Annotated in this window: 21 protein-coding genes; 10 read left to right on the top strand and 11 right to left on the bottom strand. The window is 60.9% G+C overall.

Translation table 11 applies throughout. The annotated features are described in order from the left end of the window. Positions 1–79 precede the first annotated feature (79 nt). The 4 genes from AC0IW7_RS17500 (at position 80) to AC0IW7_RS17485 (ending at position 3,876) form a co-directional block, all read left to right on the top strand. Entirely contained in the window at positions 80–1,183 is a 1,104-nt protein-coding gene (locus tag AC0IW7_RS17500) for an enoyl-CoA hydratase/isomerase family protein (RefSeq protein ID WP_122493843.1), read from the top strand. 335 nt (positions 1,184–1,518) lie between these two features. Further along, positions 1,519–2,874 carry an MATE family efflux transporter gene (locus AC0IW7_RS17495; RefSeq protein WP_471819676.1) on the top strand — a complete coding sequence of 452 codons (1,356 nt, stop codon included), beginning with the start codon at positions 1,519–1,521 and terminating at the stop codon, positions 2,872–2,874. 89 nt (positions 2,875–2,963) lie between these two features. Continuing rightward, positions 2,964–3,443, top strand: a complete 480-nt coding sequence (locus AC0IW7_RS17490; RefSeq protein ID WP_471819674.1) for a hypothetical protein — start codon at positions 2,964–2,966, stop codon at positions 3,441–3,443. A gap of 64 nt (positions 3,444–3,507) precedes the next feature. Then, positions 3,508–3,876: a PH domain-containing protein gene (locus tag AC0IW7_RS17485; protein ID WP_463383460.1), complete on the top strand. Its 369-nt coding sequence runs from the start codon at positions 3,508–3,510 to the stop codon at positions 3,874–3,876. A gap of 22 nt (positions 3,877–3,898) precedes the next feature. Here AC0IW7_RS17485 and AC0IW7_RS17480 read toward each other — a convergent pair whose 3' ends face one another. Continuing rightward, a complete protein-coding gene (locus AC0IW7_RS17480; RefSeq protein ID WP_471819673.1) occupies positions 3,899–4,570 on the bottom strand; it encodes a TetR/AcrR family transcriptional regulator in 672 nt (223 codons plus the stop codon). Positions 4,571–4,626: 56 nt separating this feature from the next. Here AC0IW7_RS17480 and AC0IW7_RS17475 point away from each other — a divergent pair, with 56 nt between their 5' ends. Then, complete coding sequence (locus tag AC0IW7_RS17475; RefSeq protein WP_471819671.1) at positions 4,627–5,715, top strand: DUF2855 family protein; 1,089 nt, start codon at positions 4,627–4,629, stop codon at positions 5,713–5,715. A gap of 200 nt (positions 5,716–5,915) precedes the next feature. On the opposite strand, the gene AC0IW7_RS17470 is transcribed toward AC0IW7_RS17475, so the two are convergent. The 4 genes from AC0IW7_RS17470 to AC0IW7_RS17455 form a co-directional block, all read right to left on the bottom strand. Next, positions 5,916–7,388: an inorganic phosphate transporter gene (locus AC0IW7_RS17470; protein WP_463383462.1), complete on the bottom strand. Its 1,473-nt coding sequence runs from the start codon at positions 7,386–7,388 to the stop codon at positions 5,916–5,918. Positions 7,389–7,548: 160 nt separating this feature from the next. Then, on the bottom strand, positions 7,549–8,721 hold the full coding sequence (locus AC0IW7_RS17465; protein ID WP_471819669.1) for an MFS transporter: 1,173 nt from the start codon (positions 8,719–8,721) through the stop codon (positions 7,549–7,551). A gap of 123 nt (positions 8,722–8,844) precedes the next feature. After that, on the bottom strand, positions 8,845–9,648 hold the full coding sequence (locus tag AC0IW7_RS17460) for an SDR family oxidoreductase (protein ID WP_471819667.1): 804 nt from the start codon (positions 9,646–9,648) through the stop codon (positions 8,845–8,847). Positions 9,649–9,762: 114 nt separating this feature from the next. Then, positions 9,763–10,143: a DUF2784 domain-containing protein gene (locus AC0IW7_RS17455; protein WP_471819666.1), complete on the bottom strand. Its 381-nt coding sequence runs from the start codon at positions 10,141–10,143 to the stop codon at positions 9,763–9,765. Between the two features lie 142 nt (positions 10,144–10,285). On the opposite strand from AC0IW7_RS17455, the gene AC0IW7_RS17450 reads away from it, so the two are divergent. Next, complete coding sequence (locus AC0IW7_RS17450) at positions 10,286–10,444, top strand: DUF3309 family protein (protein WP_108095509.1); 159 nt, start codon at positions 10,286–10,288, stop codon at positions 10,442–10,444. Between the two features lie 264 nt (positions 10,445–10,708). On the opposite strand, the gene AC0IW7_RS17445 is transcribed toward AC0IW7_RS17450, so the two are convergent. From AC0IW7_RS17445 to AC0IW7_RS17435, 3 genes are all read right to left on the bottom strand, one after another. Continuing rightward, on the bottom strand, positions 10,709–12,367 hold the full coding sequence (locus AC0IW7_RS17445; protein WP_471819664.1) for a cation acetate symporter: 1,659 nt from the start codon (positions 12,365–12,367) through the stop codon (positions 10,709–10,711). Continuing rightward, positions 12,354–12,674, bottom strand: a complete 321-nt coding sequence (locus AC0IW7_RS17440) for a DUF485 domain-containing protein (RefSeq protein WP_463539687.1) — start codon at positions 12,672–12,674, stop codon at positions 12,354–12,356. Before AC0IW7_RS17440 ends, AC0IW7_RS17445 begins: the two co-directional genes overlap by 14 nt. Before the next feature lie 258 nt (positions 12,675–12,932). Then, on the bottom strand, positions 12,933–13,787 hold the full coding sequence (locus AC0IW7_RS17435) for a glycine betaine ABC transporter substrate-binding protein (protein ID WP_471819662.1): 855 nt from the start codon (positions 13,785–13,787) through the stop codon (positions 12,933–12,935). 402 nt (positions 13,788–14,189) lie between these two features. Between AC0IW7_RS17435 and AC0IW7_RS17430 the strand changes: the two genes are divergently transcribed. Beyond that, positions 14,190–15,743 (top strand): glycoside hydrolase family 17 protein, encoded by a 1,554-nt coding sequence (locus AC0IW7_RS17430; RefSeq protein WP_471819660.1) that lies wholly within the window; start codon positions 14,190–14,192, stop codon positions 15,741–15,743. A 127-nt stretch (positions 15,744–15,870) separates the two neighbouring features. Here the strand turns inward: AC0IW7_RS17430 and AC0IW7_RS17425 are convergent, their stop codons facing one another. After that, positions 15,871–16,239 carry a hypothetical protein gene (locus AC0IW7_RS17425; protein WP_122452841.1) on the bottom strand — a complete coding sequence of 123 codons (369 nt, stop codon included), beginning with the start codon at positions 16,237–16,239 and terminating at the stop codon, positions 15,871–15,873. A gap of 166 nt (positions 16,240–16,405) precedes the next feature. On the opposite strand from AC0IW7_RS17425, the gene AC0IW7_RS17420 reads away from it, so the two are divergent. From AC0IW7_RS17420 to AC0IW7_RS17410, 3 genes are all read left to right on the top strand, one after another. Then, on the top strand, positions 16,406–16,894 hold the full coding sequence (locus AC0IW7_RS17420) for an N-acetyltransferase family protein (RefSeq protein WP_463383466.1): 489 nt from the start codon (positions 16,406–16,408) through the stop codon (positions 16,892–16,894). 79 nt (positions 16,895–16,973) lie between these two features. Continuing rightward, complete coding sequence (locus tag AC0IW7_RS17415) at positions 16,974–18,269, top strand: alpha/beta fold hydrolase family protein (RefSeq protein ID WP_471819658.1); 1,296 nt, start codon at positions 16,974–16,976, stop codon at positions 18,267–18,269. Then, the gene (locus AC0IW7_RS17410) at positions 18,266–19,057 is read left to right on the top strand and encodes an MlaA family lipoprotein (RefSeq protein ID WP_471819656.1); all 792 of its coding nucleotides are present in this window, start codon (positions 18,266–18,268) and stop codon (positions 19,055–19,057) included. Before AC0IW7_RS17415 ends, AC0IW7_RS17410 begins: the two co-directional genes overlap by 4 nt. A gap of 45 nt (positions 19,058–19,102) precedes the next feature. Here AC0IW7_RS17410 and AC0IW7_RS17405 read toward each other — a convergent pair whose 3' ends face one another. Together AC0IW7_RS17405 and AC0IW7_RS17400 are read right to left on the bottom strand one after the other, a co-directional pair. Beyond that, positions 19,103–20,299 (bottom strand): patatin-like phospholipase family protein, encoded by a 1,197-nt coding sequence (locus AC0IW7_RS17405; protein ID WP_471819655.1) that lies wholly within the window; start codon positions 20,297–20,299, stop codon positions 19,103–19,105. A 69-nt stretch (positions 20,300–20,368) separates the two neighbouring features. Then, complete coding sequence (locus AC0IW7_RS17400; RefSeq protein WP_471819653.1) at positions 20,369–21,298, bottom strand: lipid A biosynthesis lauroyl acyltransferase; 930 nt, start codon at positions 21,296–21,298, stop codon at positions 20,369–20,371. Between the last annotated feature and the right edge of the window lie 116 nt (positions 21,299–21,414).

Genomic DNA, 21,414 nt, shown 5'->3' with positions numbered 1-21,414 from the left:
TTCGCCGGGGCGAGCGGCGGCAATTGCGCTCGCCCGCCCGCCATATGCCGAGCACGGCAGAGTTTAGGAACCGCTTTCTATGAATGTGATTTTTGAAGAACTGGCAGGCCAGCATGGCGCGCGTATTGGTGTCGCCACACTGGACGCCGCCAGCAGCCTGAACGCGTTGTCGTTGCCGATGATCGAGGCGCTGGACGCCAAGCTCGCGGCCTGGGCGCAAGACCCCAGCATCGCCTGCGTATTGCTGCGGGCCAACGGCGAGAAAGCCTTCTGCGCCGGCGGCGACGTGCGCAAGTTGGTAGAGGCGTGCCGCGAACATCCCGGCGAAATTCCGCCGCTGGCCGGACGTTTCTTTAGCGACGAATACCGCCTCGACTACCGCATTCACACCTACCCGAAACCCTTTATTTGCTGGGGCCACGGTTACGTGCTGGGCGGCGGCATGGGCCTGCTGCAAGGCGCGAGCATCCGCATCGTCACGCCGAGCAGCCGCCTGGCCATGCCGGAAATCAATATCGGCCTTTACCCCGACGTGGGCGGCAGCTGGTTCCTCAGCCGGTTGCCGGGCAAGCTCGGGCTGTTCCTTGGCCTGACCGCCACGCAAGTCAATGCCCATGACGCCCTGCTGCTGGGCTGGGCCGATCGCTTTCTCGCTGACGACCAGCAAGACACCCTGATCGACGGCCTGCTGCAACTGAACTGGAGCGAGCAGCCGGCGCGCCAGCTCAACAGTTTGCTCAAGGCGTTGGAGCACGAAGCCAACCAGCAATTGCCCGACGCTCAACTGATGCCCAGGCGCAACCACATCGACAACCTGCTCGACGTCGCCGACTTGCCCAGCGCCTGGAAAGTGCTGGTGGCCATGGAAGGCAGCAGCGACGGTTTGCTCGCCCGCGGCGCCAAGACACTGGCCGGCGGCTGTCCGCTGACCGCGCATTTGGTGTGGGAACAGATTGAGCGCAGCAAGCATCTGTCGTTGGCCGAGGTGTTCCGTATGGAATACGCCATGAGCTTGAACAGCTGCCGTCATCCTGAATTTGCTGAAGGGGTGCGCGCGCGCCTGATCGACAAAGACAACGCCCCGCACTGGCACTGGCCCGATGTAGCGACCATTCCCCGCTCGGTGATCGACGCGCACTTTGTGCCGACCTGGGAAGGCGAACACCCGCTGCACGACTTGTAGCCGCCGGCACACCGCTGCCGGGCGAAAGACGTGCCGGCAGCGGGCGCGTTTCTCCCGGCCGATGGCTATCTCACCTACGCAACCGCCATCCGCAGCCGCCAGACCGCCGCACCGTGTGCTCCCTATAGTCGCCGCCGCTGTTGCAACAACCGCCAGACCCCGCGTCATGGTGGCTGTGCGCGGGACACTGCGAAGTGTACCGGTGTGTATGGGGCCGGTCGGTCAACCCGCGTACAGCTGCCACCCAGACGAAATGCCATTCAAGGCGCCACGTCAGATGCAAGCCACCCCGCTTTCATGCTCAGATGGTCGCCCACGCACCCTGAGCCTTTCCAATGCACGTCCCCGCTCAACGCCCGCTGTGGCAGGTCTACGCCCTCTTCCTGGTTCCCATGGTGCTGTCCAACTTCCTGCAAGGGCTGTCGGGCACGCTCAATAGCATTTACATCGGCCAGATGCTTGGCACCCAGGCGCTCGCGGCGGTGTCGGGCATGTTTCCCATCGTGTTTTTCTTTATCGCCTTGGTCATCGGCCTGGGCGCCGGTGCCTCGGTATTGATCGGCCAGGCGTGGGGCGCGAATGAACCGCAGCGGGTCAAAGCCATCGCCGGCACCACGCTGACGCTCGGGGCGCTGATTGGCGTGCTGGCCGCCGTGCTCGGCACGGTGTTCGCCCGTCAGGCCATGGTGGCGCTGGGCACACCGGCCGATGTGCTGGACGACGCCACCGCCTACATGCAGGTGATGATGCTGATCATGCCGCTGCTGCTGGTGTTCGTGCTTTTCACTCAACTGTTGCGCGGCGTCAGCGATACCGTTTCGCCGCTGCTGGCGCTGCTTCTCTCGACCGTCGCCGGCCTGCTGCTAACGCCCGCGCTGATCAAAGGCTGGCTGGGCTTGCCGCCCCTGGGCATTCAGAGCGCGGCGTATGCCGGCCTGTTCAGCAACCTGCTGGCGATGGTGCTGCTCACCGTGCGCCTGCGCCATAAACGCCACGTGCTCGCCCCCGACCGCGAGCTGTTTCGGGCGCTGCGGGTAAACCGCGAGATTATCGGTCTGGTGATGCGCATCGGCCTGCCGACGGGGTTGCAGATGGTGGTGATTTCTCTCTCGGAGCTGGTGATTCTGGCGTTGGTCAACGGCCACGGCTCGCAAGCCACTGCGGCCTATGGCGCGGTCACGCAGATCGTCAATTACGTGCAATTCCCCGCGCTGTCGATTGCCATCACCGCCTCCATACTCGGCGCCCAAGCCATCGGCGCCGGCCAGGCCGACCGCATCGGCGCCATCTTGCGCACCGGGCTGCTGATCAACACCTACCTGACCGGCGCCCTGGTGCTGCTGGGCTACGGCCTGTCGCACTGGTTGCTGGGGCTGTTTATCACAGACCCCGACACCCGCGCCGAAGCCGAACACCTGCTGCATATCATGCTCTGGAGCATGCTGATTTTCGGTTACCAAGCCGCCGTGGGCGGCATCATGCGCGCCAGCGGCGTGGTGTTGGTGCCGGTGGCCATCTCGATCTTCTGCATCCTCGGCGTGCAAACACCCGGTGCCTATCTGCTCGACGCCCACTTTGGCTTGGAAGGCGTGTGGATGGCCTTTCCCCTGGCCTACCTGACGATGCTGGCGTTGCAGGTTTTGTACTACCGACTGGTATGGCGGCATCGGCAGATCAGACGCTTGGTGTGATGCTGGCATTGAGCTAGCCAGGCGCGAATTTCCCCGGCATCATTCGCTCCATCACGCGCAGGTAAGCGCCTCACCATAAGGTTCAGGGAATGAGCAACCACTACAGAAACTCCTCGCACTACCGCAATCAGCACCGCGCCTCCGTGACCCTACGCTGGGGCATGGCGATCGCCTTCTGCTCCACCTTCGCCTTGTTTGCGCTGCTCGTGACCGGGCAATCCAAGCATCCGCGCTATGACGCCCCGCCGGCCGACGTTCCGTACCTTCGCTATCAGCCGGAAGACGCTGAAAAGGAAGCGCCTAAAGACGCGTACCAGCTGCCGGACCCTGTGGTCAGAACGCCGAACCAGACGAACTTCCACGCCTTTGGCGTGAAAGGCAAACCGGCTCCGGCGGCTGTCGAGCAGACATCCACCGACTCGTATCGCCGCGACGACGCAGAAGACAGCGTGGTAACCGGCGTACCGGACAAAACCGACACCGCCGACGCCTGCGGGGACTACCCGCAAGGCAGCATCAGATACCGCGACTGCAAGCGAGAAATGCAGTTGAGCAATCGCAACCGATAGCCCTGCGCATCGGCCACGCTATCGGGCGCCTTAAACCCGTCATTCGCTTTGTCAGGAGCGCAGCATGATCGACTTCAACAACAAGGGTTTCTTCAAGCTCAAACAGAACGACGAATACGCCGAGCGCGTGACCGCGCTGCTGGTCGACGGTGAACAGGTGATCGACGCCTACAAATCCATGCGCGACGGCGTGGTGTTTACCAATAAGCGCATCATCGCGGTGAACGTCCAAGGCCTAACCGGCAGCAAAAAAGATTTCACCTCTCTGCCTTACAAAAACATCGTGGCCTACTCGGTGGAAACCTCCGGCACGTTCGATCTGGACTCGGAGCTGGAGATTTATTTCTCCTCGGTTGGCCGGGTGAAGTTCGAGTTCACGGGGCGCACCTCGATGGTAGAAATCTCCAAGCTGATTTCCAAACACGTGCTGTAAGGGTTCGCCAACAGCGCGAGCGCTATTCCCCTGCCACTAACGCGGCCACCCGCTGCACCAGCATGCTTTTCATCTCCGCCAGCCACGCCTGTTGCTGCGCCGCACTGAGCTGCGCAGTCAGGCAGTAACGACGCCCGCCCCACACGCCCGTCAGCCACGCATCAACGGTTTCGCCGGCTGGCTGGCGAGGCAGGTCGTGGCAGGCGGCAAACACTTCACGCCATTTACCGGCCAGCTCTTCATAGGCGCGCTGCTGGTGTTTGCGCTCGGCGATCTTGTATTCCAATGCGATCAGCTCATAGCCGAACATCGAGCGCTCGGGTTCCGGTGGGTTGCAGCACACCTCCAGCAATTGCTCGATGCGCTGTTGCCAGGTGAGTGCGATGGGTTGCACCACTTCGGCGTCCACGCGTTGCAGCATGCATTCGATGCCGTAGCGCACATAGCCCGACAGCAGCGCTTCCTTGCTGGGGAAATAGTCGTACAGGGTGCCGATGGCGACGCCCGCTTCCAGGGCCACGGCGCGGGTGGTCAATGTGCTCCAGCCATCGCGCAGCCAAATCCGAACAAAGGCCTCGAAGATGGCTTCAACGGTGAAAATGGCACGGGCCTGGCTCGGCCGTTTAAGCGGCTTGCTGCGCGGCTTTACCGGGCTGGCTGGCGGTGTGCTGGCGTTTCCGAACCCGCGTTTCATGGTTAGCTCGTACTCTGTGGAGACACGCTTTGACCCCACAAAAAACAGGAGCCGTCATGTCAGATCGCCGCAACGTAACACGCCTTCTTACCGAAAAAAACGCACTGGACCAGAGCCACATCCGCAGCCACGAAGAAGACCTCAGCGCCGGGCCTGGCGAGGTGGTGGTCAAGCTCGATCGGCTGTCGCTGACCACCAACAACATCACCTACGCCGCGTTCGGCGAGTCGATGAATTATTGGGACTTCTTCCCCACCGGTGACGCGGCGTTGGGTCATGTGCCGGTGTGGGGCTTTGCCGACGTGGTGTCGTCGACGGTTGAAGGCGTGGCGGTTGGCGAGCGTTTCTATGGCTACTTCCCCATTGCCAGTCATTTACGGATGAAGCCCGAACGCGTAACGGACCGTGGTTTTTACGACGGCGCCGACCATCGTCGCGTGCTGACCTCGGCGTACAACCAATACAGCCGCTGCAGCTGGGACAAGTTTTACAACCCACGCACCGAAAACCTGCAAATTCTGCTCAAGCCGCTGTTTCTAACGTCCTCCATGCTGGCCGACTTCCTCGAGGACAACGGCTTCTTCGGCGCCACCCGCCTGGTGTTCTCCAGCGCCTCCAGCAAGACCGCCTTTGCTACCGCCGTGTGCCTCGACCACGCCGGGGTACAGCGCGTGGCACTCACTTCCGGCAGCAACACCGAGTTCGTCGCCGGCCTCGGCTGCTACGAGCAGAGCGTGGCGTATGAAGACCTGGAGCAATTGGCCAACGACCAACCGACGCTGTACGTCGACTTCTCCAGCGACCTGGCCCTGCGTGACCGCGTGCACCAACACTTCGGCGAGCAATTGGTTTACAGCTGCTGCGCCGGCTCAGCGCAGAACACCGACCCGGCTCAACTCACCGCCATTACCGGGCCGCAGCCGCAACTGTTCTTTGCGCCGATTCAGCTACGCAAACGCAATGCCGACTGGGGACCGGAAAAGGTCTCGGAGCATATCGGTGAAGGGCTGGTGCGTTTTTACGATCAGGTCACGCCGCTGCTGGACGTGGTGGTCAGCCAGGGCTTCCCGGCTGCGCAAGGGCTGATCGCCAAGCTGTATCACGGCAAGGTGTCGCCGAAGGAAGGGCATGTGGTTGAGCTTTAAAGCTTGCGATTAGCCGCGATGTTTCAGCGTTCGCTGGATCGAGGGTTTCGGGACTAAGGCCAGGCAAGGCGAAAGCCGGCTTTAAAGCGCAGCGTACTCAAGTACGTGAGCATTTAAAGTTGGCTTTCAACGCAGCATGGCCGACGGCCCGGAAGCCGGATGTCGATTAGTAAAAAGCCCCGCATCTGCGGGGCTTTTTACTAATCGACGAATCGAGTGGCTATCCAGAACAAGCTGGCTGCCAACCCCATCGAAATGGGCAAGGTCAACAACCACGCCAGCAGGATATTGCGCACCGTGCCGCCCTGCAGACCGCTCTTGTTCGCGACCATGGTGCCGGCAACACCGGACGACAATACGTGAGTGGTCGACACCGGCAGGCTGAACACGTTGGCCAGGCCGATGGCGCACGCGGCGGTAATCTGCGCCGACATGCCCTGGGCGTAGGTCATGCCTTGCTTGCCAATCTTCTCGCCGATGGTCAGCACCACGCGTTTCCAACCGACCATGGTGCCAATACCCAGCGCCAGGGCCACGGCCAGAATGACCCAGAACGGCGAGTATTCGGTGGTGGCGGTGAGGTCTTTACGCAGCTTGTCGAGGTCCGATTTCTCACGGGAGTCCAGGGCGTCGAGCTTGCCGACTTTCTTCGCCGTGTCGTCCAGGCACAGCAGGTAGCGGCGCACTTGAATGCGCGTGTCCGGTGCCAGGCTGTGATAGTCGGTCGCGCCTTTGAGGTCTTTCAACAGACCGGCAATGGTGGCTTCTGTCTGCTGCGGGTTGCAGCGGAACAGTTCCGGCATCTCGGCGGTGTCGCCTTTGCCCAGCGCCAGGAATTCACCGAGGCTTTCACGATTGCGGTCGTAGAACTGGCTCAGGTGAACCGTCGCATCGCGGGTGCGTTCGATCTGGTAGGTGGTGCTGTTCAGGTCGAGCACGAACTGCGCCGGAACAATGCCGATGAGCACCAGCATGATCAGGCCGATGCCTTTCTGCCCATCGTTGGAGCCGTGCACAAAGCTGACACCCATGGCCGACAACACCAGCACCAGGCGATTCCAGAATGGCGGGTGTTTCTTGTCGTCGATCTTGCGGCGCTGCTCGGGGGTTTTGTGCATCTTCGACAGCGGGCGCCAGGCTTTCAGGCCCAGCAGTACAAGCGCTGCTACCGCGAAACCAGCAATGGGCGAGGCGATCAGCGACATGCCGATATCAATCGCTTTCTGCCAGTTCACGCCGTCTGCCAGCGGGATATCGCTGATCAGCGCATTGGCCAGGCCGACACCGAGGATCGAACCGATCAGGGTGTGCGAACTGGACGCTGGAATACCGAAGTACCAGGTGCCGAGGTTCCAGGTGATGGCCGCTGCCAGCAACGAAAACACCATGGCCAGACCGTGGCCGGTATTTACGTTGATCAGCAGTTCGACCGGCAGCAGGTGAACGATGGCATACGCCACGCCGACGCCGCCGAGCAATACACCGAGGAAGTTGAAAACACCGGAGAGCATCACCGCCAGATGGGGCGGCATGGCTTTGGTGTAGATAACGGTTGCCACCGCGTTGGCGGTGTCATGGAAGCCGTTGATGAACTCGAAGAACAGGACGAATGCCAGGGCCAGGATCAGGCTGATGAGTACCCAGGGTTCCAGCCCGCTGAAAAGATCGAACATGTGGTTTTCTGTTCAGGTCGAAAGGGGGCGCGATTATGCCAGATAACCGCAGTGTGAAAATCCTCAAACTGCTGGCTGGTAACGCTAGCAGAGAAAAACCGTCACGCCACGGTCATAAACCCCACAGCCCGCGCGGGGTGCGGGCCGGTGCGGCAAATTGTTACTGGGCGGCGAGCGCTGCAGCACGCGGACGAAGCAGCACAGCCAGAACGATCATGCTGGCGGCCAGCCCGGTGAGGACGATAAACGGAACCTGATAACTGCCGGTCAAATCGCGCACCAGGCCAGTCAAAATTGGCGTGAAACTGCTGATGCTGTAACCGGCGCACAGCATCATGGCGGTCCAGCGGCTCACCGCCAGTGGCGTGTTCACCTCATACATCGGCAGCACCAGCGACAACGCAAACGAGCCGCTCAAGGCAAAGCCCAACAGCAGCGCAACAACCTGCGGCAGCAACTGCGGCATAAAGGAAATCATGCCCAGGCACAGGCTTGAGGTGATGGCGCACACCAGCAGCAGCTGCGCACGATTGTCGTAGCGCTGGGCCAGCCATGGCAGCACGAACGCGCTGGGCAGGCCGATCATCATGAACGAGCTGAACAAGGTGTTGCTTTGCGAAGCGTTAAAGCCGACCTCGTGATAACGCGCCGTCAGCCAGGTGGTCAGCGTGTAGAACAGCCCGGCCTGAATGGCGAAAAATCCGGTAATTACCCAGGCCCGCGGTTCGCGCCACGGCAAGCCACCGCCGCTGCCAACCTCGGCCGGGTCTTCCTGTTTGTTTGGCACCCACAGCCAGAGCGGCACGGCAACCAGCGCCGGCACCGCCCAGATCGCCAATCCCCAATGCCAGCGTTCGTCGAGCAGGCCGGTCATCGGCCCGGTCAACACCGCGCCGCCGGCACCGCCGATGGTCATGCTCAAGGAATACCAGGCCACCACGCGGCCGACCTTGCCGACAAAGTGGCGCTTGATAAAACCGGAAAGCAGCGGCCCCGCCACGGCAATGCCGGCACCGACAAACACCGCACTGCCGATCAACACCACGCTGTTATGGCTGGCCAGACGCAGCAGCAAGGCGCCGCCAATCAATGCCATGCAGCCGGTAATGGTGCGCTCTAGACCGAAACGCACGGCGAGGCGCGGCGCAAAAGGCGCGAGCAAACCCATGCACAACACGGGCAAGGCGGTGGTCAAGGCGATAAGGCCGCGACTCAACGACAGTTCATTGGCGATCTGTTCGATGAGCGGAGCGAGGGAGGTGATGCCAGGGCGCAAATTGATCGCGGCCAGCACCAGGGCGACAAAGAGCAGGCCCCGAGAGATGGGTTTCACAGGAATAGTCAACGTGGCGACGACCAGGCAGGCCGGGCCAGCAACCCTACTATTCAAGGACGGTGACGAACAAGCCTGGCCGGCAAAAAATTTGACCGACCAGACAAGTTACAGCCAGGCGTGTTATTTGCCTTTGGCGCGCATCTTCTCGGCCATCACGGCCATTTCGTTGTACAGCAGCTCCGGGTTCTTCTGCTTAACGGCCCAGGCCATGCGGCCTTGCTCGTGCGGCAGAATCATGAACTCGTTGTTGGCCACCGAGCTGAAGATGTAGTCGGCAATGTCGGCCGCGCTGATGGGGCTGCTTTCCAGCAACTTGCCGACCTGGGCTTTCATGGTCGGCGTCGGGCCGCGGAACGAATCCATCAGGTTGGTCTGGAAGAACGATGGGCACACCACGTGCACACCGATTTCCTGCTGCTTGAGTTCCGCCAGCAAGCTTTCCGACAACGCCACCACGCCGGCCTTGGCCACGTTGTAGTTGCTCATCGCCGGGCCTTGCATCAACGCGGCCATAGAGGCGATGTTGATGATGCGGCCCTTGCTGCGTTCCAACAGCGGCAGGAAGGCTTTGCAGCCTTTGACCACGCCCATCAGGTTGATGGAAATCTGCCAGTCCCAATCTTCCAGCGACAGGTCGCTGAAGAAGCCGCCCGAGGCGACGCCGGCGTTGTTGACGATGATATCGACGCCACCAAACTTGGTTTCGCATGCCTGCGCCAAGGCGGTGAGCTGACTGTAATCGCGCACGTCGCAACGCAGGATAAAGCCATCGCCGCCGGCTTCGCGCACCAGCTTCAGGGTTTCTGCCAGGCCCGGCTCGCTGACATCGGACAGCGCCAATTGCCAGCCTTCGCGCGCCCAACGCAACGCGATTTCGCGGCCCAAGCCAGAACCCGCGCCGGTGATCATCATGCGATTTTGCATAGTAAGGCTGCCTTTTCTTATAGGTGTCATGGGTGAGGAGTGATGCCAGTGTAGCGAACGCAATCCCCCGGCCCACGCACCATTAGGCTGCTGAATGAGCGAAGCAAACCGTGCTCATGCCTGGGCCTTTTTTGCCTGCACGGCGCCGCGAATCACATAGGCGTACACGGTGATATTCAGCACCAGCACCACAGCGCCGAATCCCAGCTGCATCTCGGCAGTGAGGCCGCGCGGGTAAATCAGGGGAATGAGGTAATGCTCAATGAAACCGCCGTCGTAACCCTGCTGGCCGGCGGCCTGACGCAGCTGGTTTTCCAAGGGCGTAAGCGGGCAATACAGGTGCAGAAACTCGACGGCGGCGCCCCACGCCACCGCAGGCAGGTGCAGCGCCATGACCCAGCGCCAGCGCAACACCAGCAGCCCGCCGAACAGTACAAACAGGATGAACAACAGGTGCACCAGCACCACGGCATCAGCGGCCAGGCGAAACGCCATCTTCCCTCCTCCTGCATCGCGCAGAAATAACCTGAATTATTAGAAAGCTCGCTTAGTCGTACTAAGTAGACGAGGCAAGCGCAACGGTTGCACGGCCTCCGAAGGAAGTTGCATTCAACGGTCTAGAACAAGGAATACACCCATGGGCCTCAGCACAATTTTGATCGTGGTACTTATTCTTCTCCTCGTCGGCGGCCTGCCGCTGTACCCGCACTCCAGAAGCTGGGGCTATGGCCCGTCGGGCATTCTGGGCACCATTTTGATCATCGTGATCATTTTGGCGCTGCTTGGCAGGATCTAGTTCCTCGCCGGCAAAAAAGCCCCGCCTAGTGCGGGGCTTTTTTTCGTCTGGCGATCGGCTGCGCGTCGGCTCGCTCGGTCTCGATTTGCGGCGCGTCATTGATCCGTAGGAGCCAGCTTGCTGGCGAACCCTGCAAACCTCAATCCGGAATTGTCGTTTCCAGGGTTCGCGACCAAGGTCGCTCCTACAGGCCGCATCAAGGAACAGTCTGAATAAAAAAAGGCAGCCCGAAGGCTGCCGAAAATCACTCAGAAGCTAGATCGATCAATGCGCCGCTGCACCACTGGCGCCCAGGCCGGTTTGCGAGCGAACGAATTGCGGCAGGAAGCGTGCACGCTCTTCGCTGGCCGAAGTGGATTTATCGGTGATCGAGAAGAACCAGATGCCCACGAACGCCACGATCATCGAGAACAACGCCGGGTATTCGTAGGGGAAAATGGCCTTGGCGTTGCCCAGCACCTGAACCCAGATGGTTGGGCCAAGAATCATCAGGCCCACGGCCGTCAGCAGCCCCAACCAGCCACCCACCATCGCGCCGCGGGTAGTCAGGTTTTTCCAGTACATGGAAAGGAACAGCACGGGGAAGTTGCAGCTCGCGGCAATGGAGAACGCCAGGCCCACCATAAAGGCGATGTTCTGTTTCTCGAAGAGAATGCCCAGGCCGATGGCGAGAACGCCGAGGGCGATGGTGGTGATCTTCGAGACGCGCAGTTCATCTTTCTCGTTGGCTTTGCCGCCTTTGATCACGCTGGCATAAATGTCATGCGATACCGCCGAGGCGCCGGCCAGGGTCAAGCCCGCGACCACCGCCAGAATGGTGGCGAACGCTACGGCCGAGATGAAGCCCAGGAACAGACTGCCGCCCACAGCGTTGGCCAGGTGCACCGCCGCCATGTTGTTACCGCCCAGCAACGCGCCGGCTGCATCTTTGAACGCCGGATTGGTGCTCACCAGCAAGATCGCGCCAAAGCCGATGATGAAGGTCAGGATGTAGAAGTAGCCGATGAAGCCGGTGGCGTAGAACACGCTTTTGCGGGCTTCCTTGGCGTCGCTCACGGTGAAGAAGCGCATGAGAATGTGCGGCAAACCGGCGGTACCGAACATCAGCGCCAAGCCGAGGGAGATCGCCGAAATCGGGTCACTGACCAGCGCGCCCGGGCTCATGATTGCCTGGCCTTTGGCGTGTACTTTCACGGCTTCGGAGAACAGCGTGCCGAAGTCGAAGTTGACGGTTTTCATCACCATCAGTGCCATGAACGAAGCGCCCGAGAGCAGCAGCACGGCTTTGATGATTTGCACCCAAGTGGTGGCCAACATGCCGCCGAACAGCACGTACAGCACCATCAGAATGCCGACCAGAATCACCGCCACGTGGTAATCCAACCCGAACAGCAGCTGAATCAGCTTGCCGGCGCCAACCATCTGCGCGATCAGGTAGAACGCCACCACCACCAGCGAACCGCTGGCCGACAGCGTGCGAATTTCTTTCTGCTTGAGGCGGTAAGACGCCACGTCGGCAAAGGTGTATTTGCCCAAGTTGCGCAGCCGCTCGGCGATCAGGAACAGAATGATCGGCCAGCCCACCAGGAAACCGATGGAGTAGATCAGGCCGTCATAGCCGGAGGTGTATACCAGCGCGGAAATACCCAGGAACGAGGCCGCCGACATGTAGTCGCCGGCAATCGCCAAACCGTTCTGGAAGCCCGTGATTTTCCCCCCCGCCGCGTAATGGTCGGCAGTGGAGTTATTGCGTTTGGACGCCCAGTAGGTGATGAACAAGGTGGCACCGACAAACGCCACGAACATGACGATGGCCGCCACGTTGATCGGTTGCCGCTGCACCGCGCCGCTGATGGCATCGGCAGCCCAGAGGGCGGGAGCGAAGGCGAGCAAGGCGCACGCCGCAAGGTTACGCGCGATCATTTTTCACCTCGTCCAGAATGGCCTGGTTCATGTCATCGAACTCGCCGTTGGCGCGGTACACATAGATACCGGTCAGCACAAAGGCCGAGAGAATCAAACCGATACCGGCTGGAATGCCCCAGGTGGTGGGCGACCCTTCGCTGATCGGCGTGCCGAACAGGCTGGGGTCAAAGGCAATGATCAGAATGAAGGCCACGTACAGGCCAAGCATGATGGCGGAAAGTATCCAGGCGAATCGCTCGCGCTTGGCTACCAATTCTCTGAAGCGCGGACTTTGCTCAATCCGCTCGTAGATGCTGTCGTTCATTTTATTTTTATCCTCCGCAGCACGGGTTGCTGGTGAGCTAACAATAGTTCGCTCAGGGCCGGAAGACAGACGACCTTAGTCTTATTCGAAACATTTAAAAGCATCGCGGCTGAAGCCGCTCCCGCAGATTCCACGTGCCTGTGGGAGCGGCTGGGCGGCATTCCGCTTTAGCCGCGATTTAGCCGCGATGCTCTTGATGGGATCCGAAAAACAACAAAGCCGCTCAAAAGAGCGGCTTCGTGCCAAACGCAATAACGCTTATTTCAGCCAGCCATCCACGCGAGCCGGGTTTTCCGCTACCCATTTTTTCGCGGCTTCAGCCGGCTTGGCGCCCTCTTCGACGGCCAGCATCACGCTGCCGATTTCGTCGGGGGTCCAGTTGAATTTCTTCAGGAAGGCCACCACAGTCGGTGCCTTGGCTTCCAGGCCAGGGTTGGCCACGCTGTCGACGTGTTCAGCTGCGCCGTAAACGTTTTTCGGGTCTTCGAGGAAACGCAGTTTCCACTTGGCGAACATCCAGTGCGGAATCCAGCCGGTGACCGCAATCGGTTTTTCCGAGCGAATGGCGCGGGCCAGTTCGGCGGTCATGGCGCTGCCGGAGCTGGCGAGCAGTTTGTAGTCCAGGCCGTAGTCTTTGATGGCCTGATCGGTTTTGAGCATCACGCCTGAACCGGCGTCGATGCCGACGATGCGCCCGCCAAAGGCGTCTTTTTGCGCTTGCAGATCGCCTACGGTTTTTGCGGTGACGTACTCCGGCACGATCAAACCGATTTTCGCGTCGTTGAAGTTCGGGCCGAGGTCGACCACTTGGTCTTTGAGTTTTTCGTAGTAAGCGCCGTGGGTGACCGGCAGCCAGGCCGAGAGCATGGCGTCGAGCTGACCTTTGGCCACGCCCTGCCACATGATGCCGGTGGCGACGGGCATCAGTTGCACGTCATAGCCGAGTTTCTGTTTGATGATTTCCGCCGCCACGTGGGTGGTGGCGACGCTGTCGGACCAGCCATCGACGTAGCCGATTTTCAATGTGGGTTTATCGGCGGCACCTGCCAAACCGGTGCTCAGTGCCAGTGCCAAACCGGCACCCAAACCCAATAACCGACGCATTTTGCTCATAAGTCTGTTCCCCGAAAAGTGTGGCTCGGCGGCTGCCGAGTGGCAGGTGGTTGTGTCTGTGTGGTTGTTCTTGTGGATGGGCCTCTAGCAAATTCTGCTGGCCCACGCCCTGAGTCAGTCGTGTGCCGACGCCCTGATAATCGACCCAACCGCAGCGCTCACCTGCTCCAAGAACGACATCAACACCGCGAAGAAACGACATCGTTGACTCAGGAACGACAAGGTTGATATCCAGCACCGTCAACGCCTGCTCCAAGCCCTTGAAATTTATGATTGAACGCGCATTCAAGTACCGCTGCGCCAGGCCCATTAATATGCACTCACACACGGCACTGGCGGCTCTACGCTAAACAGAACGAATGCAGGTAAACTGCGCGGCTTTGCCCCCAGACGCGCCTAACTATGCCCGCATCCTCTCGCTTCCCCGCCCTGCCCTATGTGTTCGCCTGCCTGCTTGCCCTGTTCGCCATTGGCGGCCTGTGGTTTGGCCTGGGTCAACCGTTGGTACTGCCCGACGCAGCGACGCCGACGCACAAATTGCAGTGCGCCTCGTACACGCCGTTCGACAAGGATCAGTCGCCCTTCGACCAGCCTTTCGCCCTGCGTCCGGAGCGCATGGATGCCGACCTGGCATTGCTGGCCACGCGCTTCCACTGCATTCGCACCTACTCCATGACGGGCCTTGAAGCCATTCCCGACCTCGCTCGCAAGCACGGCCTGAAGCTGATGCTGGGCGCCTGGGTGAACGGCAATCCGGTGGACACCAAGAAGGAAGTCGATGCGCTGATCAAGTCGGCCAACGAGAACCCGGATGTGGTGGAGTCGGTGATCGTCGGCAACGAAACCTTGCTGCGCAAAGAAGTCACCGGCGCGCAACTGGCCAAGCTGATCGGCGACGTAAAGGCGCAAATCAAGCAGCCCGTCACCTACGCGGACGTGTGGGAGTTCTGGCTCAAGCACCCGGAAGTGGCGCCAGCGGTCGATTTCCTGACCATTCACTTGCTGCCGTACTGGGAAGATGACCCCACCGGCATCGACGAAGCCTTGGCTCACGTGGCCGAAATTCGTCAGGTGTTCGGCAGCAAATTTGCGCCCAAAGATATTTTCATCGGCGAAACCGGCTGGCCGAGCGAAGGCCGTCAGCGCGAAACCGCTGTGCCGAGCCGCGTCAACGAAGCCAAGTTCATCCGTGGCTTCGTGGCCATGGCCGAAAAGAACGGCTGGAACTACAACCTGATCGAAGCCTTCGACCAACCGTGGAAACGCGTTAGCGAAGGCGCCATGGGCGGCTACTGGGGCCTGTACGACGCCGACCGCCAAGACAAAAACGTGCTGGCCGGCCCGGTCTCGAACTTTGCCAACTGGACATTGTGGCTGAGCGTCAGCGGTGTGATTTTCTTCGCCACCCTGCTGCTGGCCGGGCGCCCCAACTCCACCCGTTCGGCCTTGCTGCTGCCGCTGCTCGCCGCTGTAGGCGCCTGCAGCATTGCGCTGTGGGGCGAGATGGCGCGGGTTAACAGCCGCTACATCGGCGAATGGGCGTGGGCGGCATTTCTGGTGGGGCTGAACCTGATCGTGCTGGCCCACGGCGCCTTGGCGTTGTCGAGCAAAGCCGGCTGGCGTGCCGGTGCTTATCAATGGCTGGAAGCACGCGGTGGCTGGTGGTTGGCCGCGAGCGGCTTCGCGGCGGCGGTACTGATGCTCGGTTTGGTATTCGACCCGCGCTACCGCTGCTTCCCAAGCATGGTGTTGCTGCTGCCGGCGCTGGTGTACGTATGCCGCCCCGTGGCCGGGCCACGCCGTGAAATTGCCCTGCTGACGCTGATCGTCGGCGCCGGCATCCTGCCGCAGCTGTACCAGGAAACCCTGGACAACTGGCAGGCGCTGGGTTGGGCGGCGGTGAGTGTGCTGATGGTCGCCGCGCTGTGGCGCAGCTTGCGGGTTCGGGCCAGCTAGGCCAAACGCAGGCAATAAAAAACGGGGCTCACGATGAGCCCCGTTTTTTTGGTCAACAGCATCGCGGCTAAAGCCGCTCCTACAGAATCACACCCCCTGTAGGAGCGGCTTTAGCCGCGATGTTTTTTCAAGCCAGACGCGGCGCCCGAACCAAGCGCAATGCCGCGATCACCACGGCAAACACCGCCAGGCTGGCGCTATACAGCACCAGCGCCGGCAGGGCGAACACCAGCGCGGCAACCGCCAACCACCAGCCGGCGCGGCCCGGCACCACGAATGCCAGCAAGGCGCCGCCCAAGCCGGCCCAGGCGATAACGCGGAAATGAATCAACAGGCCCAGGCCGTCACGCACTTGGCATTCCCAGCGCTGCGCCTGGTCAACGCAAATGCCGACCCACTGGCTGTCTTCCATCAGGGCGAAACGCAGTCCGTAGGCGGCGGCCAGCCACAGGGCCAGAACGATCAGCAAGGCGATCAGGGGCAAACGACGGGACATGGGTTTCTCCGGTAAATAAATCGGCGCTCAGGATAAACGCCCGAACGCCGTATGCAAGCGCCAGAGCACCAAAGATCAAGCCTTGGCCACGGTTTTCATATCATCCTGTTGCCGCGCGCGCAGGGAGCCGGCAAGCTCCGCTCAGTTCGCCATTTCAGGAGCCTGTATGTCCCGTATTCAATTACGCACCGCCACGCCTGATGACGTCGGCCTGATCCTCAGCCTGATTCACGAGTTGGCGGTGTATGAAAAACTCAGCGACCAAGCCGTCGCCACCCCCGAAGACCTCACGGCCAACCTGTTCGGCCCGCGCCCATACGCCGAAGTGCTGATCGGCGAGCTGGATGGCGAGCCGCAGGGGTTTGCCCTGTTCTTCTCCAGCTTCTCGACCTTCCTGGGCAAGCCCGGCATTTATCTGGAAGACCTGTACGTTCGCGAAGCGGCACGCAGTTCCGGGCTGGGCAAGGCCTTGTTGGCACGTTTGGCGCAGTTGGCCGTAGAGCGCGGTTGTGGTCGCTTGGAGTGGGCGGTGCTGGATTGGAACGAGCCGGCGCTGGGCTTTTATCGCCGCCTCGGCGCCCGCCCGCAGGACGACTGGACCACCTACCGACTCAGCGGCGCAGCACTGGCTGAGCTGGCAAAACAAGCCGAGTAAATATGTCTGTGCTATACCAGCGTGTCTGCTGTCATATCGCCAGATTCACTCCGCACTTTATCTTCTAAAGGGATTTGCGATGCCGCGCCTCTCACGTTTTGCTGCGCTTATGGCAGGTTTATGCCTCAGTCCGTTGTTGTCGGCTGCCGACATCGACGAGGCCAGCTATGGGTTTCCACTGACCAACCCGTTCGAGGCGACCATCGCCACGACGCCTCCGGAATTGCGCGCGCAAGTGCCGGATGACCTGGACATCGACCAGGCCGATTACAACCTCAAACTGCGCCCCGAGCGTGAACTGGAAGTGCCAGATAACTTCTGGCCGGTGAAAACCCTGCGCTACCGCATGGCCAAACAGAAGGGCCCGGCGCCCCTGATTTTCATCATTGCCGGCACCGGCGGGCATTATTCCAGCTCGCTGGCCGAAGGCCTGAAGAAGGTGTTCTACGGCGCGGGCTACCACGTCGTGCAACTCTCCTCGCCCACCAGCTACGACTTCATGACCGCCGCTTCGCGCCACGCCACGCCCGGCGTGAGCACCGAAGACGCTGAAGACTTGTACAACGTGATGCAAGCGGTGCGTGCCCAGCACCCGGAAGTGGAAGTGACCGACTTCTACCTCACCGGCTACAGCCTGGGCGCCTTGAACGCGGCATTTGTCAGCAAACTGGATGAAACCCGGCGCAGCTTCAACTTCAAGAAAGTGTTGATGCTCAACCCGCCGGTCAACCTCTACACCTCGATCACCAACCTCGATCGCCTGGTGCAAACCGAAGTGAAAGGCGTGTCCAACAGCAGCACCTTTTATGACACGGTGCTGAGCAAGCTGACCCGCTACTTCCAGCAGAAGGGTTACATCGACATCAACGATGCGATGCTCTACGACCTGCAACAGTCCAAAGAGCACCTGTCTGACGAGCAGCTGGCGATGCTGATCGGCACTTCGTTCCGCTTCTCCTCGGCCGACATCGCCTTTACGTCTGACCTAATCAACCGCCGCGGCCTCATCACACCGCCGGAAACCCCGATCAGCGAAGGCACCAGCCTGACTCCGTATTTCCGCAAAGCCTTGCAGTGCGACTTCGATTGCTACATCCGCGAGCAGTTGATTCCCATGTGGCGCGCGCGCACCGACGGCGGCAGCTTGCTGCAGTTGATCGATCAGGTGAGTTTGTATGCGCTGGAGGATTACCTGAAAACCAGTAACAAGGTGCTGGTGATGCACAACAAGGATGACGTGATTCTCGGCCCCGGCGACCTGGGCTTTTTACGCAGAACGATGGGCGACCGTTTGACCGTTTACCCGCACGGCGGGCACTGCGGCAACCTCAACTACCGCGTAAATACCGCCGCCATGCTGGAGCTGCTGAAATGACCAAGACTTCCTTGCTGCTGGCTCTGTTGCTGGCCACTGGCGCCGCGCAGGCCGCCGATCCGCAAACGCCTGCGACGGCGCCGGTTGCCGACGCGGATGGCTTCACCGAGCCGCTCAAAGCGCTGAAATTCAACCCCGGCCTGGACCAGCACGAATTCGAACGCTCGACCCTCGACGCCTTGAACGTGTACGACCCGCTGGAATCGGTGAACCGGCGCATTTACCACTTCAACTACCGCTTCGATGAGTGGGTGTTCCTGCCAGTTGTGGAAGGCTATCGCTACGTGACCCCGCAGTTCGTGCGCAGTGGCGTGAGCAACTTCTTCAGCAACATTGGCGACATCCCCAACCTGGTGAACAGCCTGCTGCAGTTCAAAGGTCAGCGTTCGCTGGAAACCACCGGCCGCCTGTTGCTGAACACCACCATTGGCGTGGTCGGCCTGTGGGACCCGGCGACCATGATGGGTTTGCCTAAACAGTCGGAAGACTTCGGCCAGACGCTGGGCTTCTATGGCGTGCCTGCGGGCCCGTACGTGATGTTGCCGATTCTCGGCCCTTCGAACCTGCGCGATACCGGCGGGTTGCTGGCCGACTTCACGCTGGAAAACCAGATCAACTTCCTCAACGTGGCTGAAATCAGTCAGGACCACCCGGAATTGTTCCTGCTGCGCTCCATCGACCGCCGCTACGTGACCACCTTCCGCTACGGCCAGACCAACTCGCCGTTCGAGTACGAGAAAGTGCGTTACGTGTACACCGAAGCACGCAAATTGCAGGTTGCCGAGTAAAGGTTGTGTTGGGCTTCGCTTCGGCGAAGCCCAACGGGCCGCTCGCTAACGGCTCAGCTCCGGCGCCAACGACTGCGCTACCTGCGGTTCCAACCCCAGAAAACGCACCAACTCGGCCTTCTTGGCCATGGCGTCCTGATACCCCAGTTCGATCAGCTCATTGCAATAACCCGACTCGAACAGCAAGTAACTCAGCACCCCCGCCCCGCCCGCTTTCTTGGCTCCCGGCCCGCGCAAAAACATGCGCAGGGTGCGCGGCAGCTCGTGCCAATGGCGGGCGGCGATGTGGTCCAGCGGCTGACTGGGGGAAATCACCAATACGTCTACCGGCTTGATTGCCGAACTTTTCGCCGGCAGGTCGGCGGGCAGCAAGCGGCACATCTGGTTCATGCGTTCGAGCAGCTCGATGTCGCTTTCCAGGCTGTCGATAAAGGTGCTGTTAAGCAAATGGCCGCTGACTTGGGCCAGGCTCGGCGGCCCCGCCACTTTGCTGCGCACCGGCACATTGTGCGGATTGGCGTTGCCACTCACACCGACCACCAGCACGCGGTTGGCGCCCAGGTGCAGCGCCGGGCTGATGGGGGCGGATGAGCGCATGGCACCGTCGCCGAAATACTCCCGGTTGATTTTCACCGGCGGGAATATCAGCGGAATCGCCGCGCTGGCCAATAGATGTTCAAGCTGCAACCGCGTCGGCACACCCACGCGGCGATGACGAAACCAAGGGTCGATGGCGGCGCGGCCTTGGTAGAAGGTCACCGCCTGGCCAGAGTCGTAGCCAAAGGCAGTCACTGCCACGGCGCGCAGTTTGCGCATACGCACGGCGGCGGCGATTCCGGTGAAGTCGAGGTTTTCAGCCAGCAGTCCGCCCAATGGAGAGCTGTCGAGCAACGCCACCGGCGCCCGTTTCCCCAAGCCCAGCAAGCTATGGCCAAAGAAGCGGCTGGCTTGACGCACGACACCGGAAAAATCACTGCGGTACACCTGATGGGTATGGAAGTTTTGCCACACATGGGTCAGGCGTTTAATCGCTTCATTGAACTGCAACGCACCGCACGCCAGGCCCACGGCGTTAATGGCGCCGGCCGACGTGCCAACGATGACGGGAAAGGGGTTTTGCGTGGTGTCGGGCAGTAAGTCGGCAATCGCCGCGAGCACCCCCACCTGATACGCCGCCCGTGCCCCGCCGCCCGAGAGAATCAGGCCAGTCACCGGTTTGCTTGGATCGTGCGCCAGATTCATCGAAGCCTCTCTGCGGGGGTTTTCGCGAGTATAGAAGTGCGTCGCGATTGTGTGAGCAGCTCGTGCGATTCAGCGTTTGCCGTAAAGCTTCGCCTGCCCCGGTGGCCGCGTTTTAAAACGACGGTGCGCCCACAAGTATTGTTCGGGGCAACTGAGAATGGCGCGCTCCACCCACTGATTCACGCGCAGGCAGTCTTCTTCCTCGGACTCACCGGGGAAATTGCGCAGCGGCGGGTGAATCACCAATTTATAGCCGCCGCCATTGGGCAGGCGCTTCTGCGTAAACGGCATCACCTGCGCGCGGCCCAGGCGGGCGAACTTGCTGGTGGCCGTAACGGTGGCGGCGGTGATGCCAAACAGCGGCACGAACACGCTTTGCTTGAGGCCGTAATCCTGATCCGGCGCGTACCAGATGGCGCGGCCGGCGCGCAGCACTTTGAGCATGGCGCGCACGTCTTCGCGCTCAATGGCCTGGGCATCCTGGTTATGGCGCTCGCGGCCACGGCGCTGAACAAAATCGAACACCGCGTTTTTATGTTCGCGGTACATGCCGTCGATGGTGTGGCGCTGGCCCAACAAGGCGGCACCAATTTCCAACGTGGTGAAGTGCACCGCCATCAGAATCACGCCCTGCCCTTGCAGCTGCGCTTCCTGCAAATACTCCAGCCCTTCAATGTGGGCCAGGCGCGCCAGGCGTTTGGTCGGCCACCACCAACTCATGGCCATTTCAAAAAAGGCGATACCGGTGGAGGCGAAGTTTTCTTTCAGCAGTTTTTTGCGTTCGCTGGCCGACATCTGCGCGAAGCACAGCTCAAGGTTGCGCGCGGCGATCTCGCGACGAGAGCGAGCGCCCACATACATAACCCAACCAAGCCCCCGGCCCAGCCCCAGCAGCAGCGGATACGGCAACTGCACCAACAGCCACAGCAAACCGAGGCCGAGCCAAAGCAGCCAGTAACGTGGATGAAGAAATTGACGACGAAACTGCGGACGATCCATCGAGCTTTCCGAAAATCAAACAAAGGCGCGCATTCTACAGGACTGCACGCGGCTTGCGGCCTAACCGCGTTCTCGCTATAAGTCCGGTCTTATTCGCGGCCGCCCACCAGCACGGC

This window comes from Pseudomonas sp. AC229 (assembly GCF_979254655.1).
Note: the sequence above shows the minus strand (reverse complement) of the source record. Positions and strands in the feature narration are given on the sequence as shown.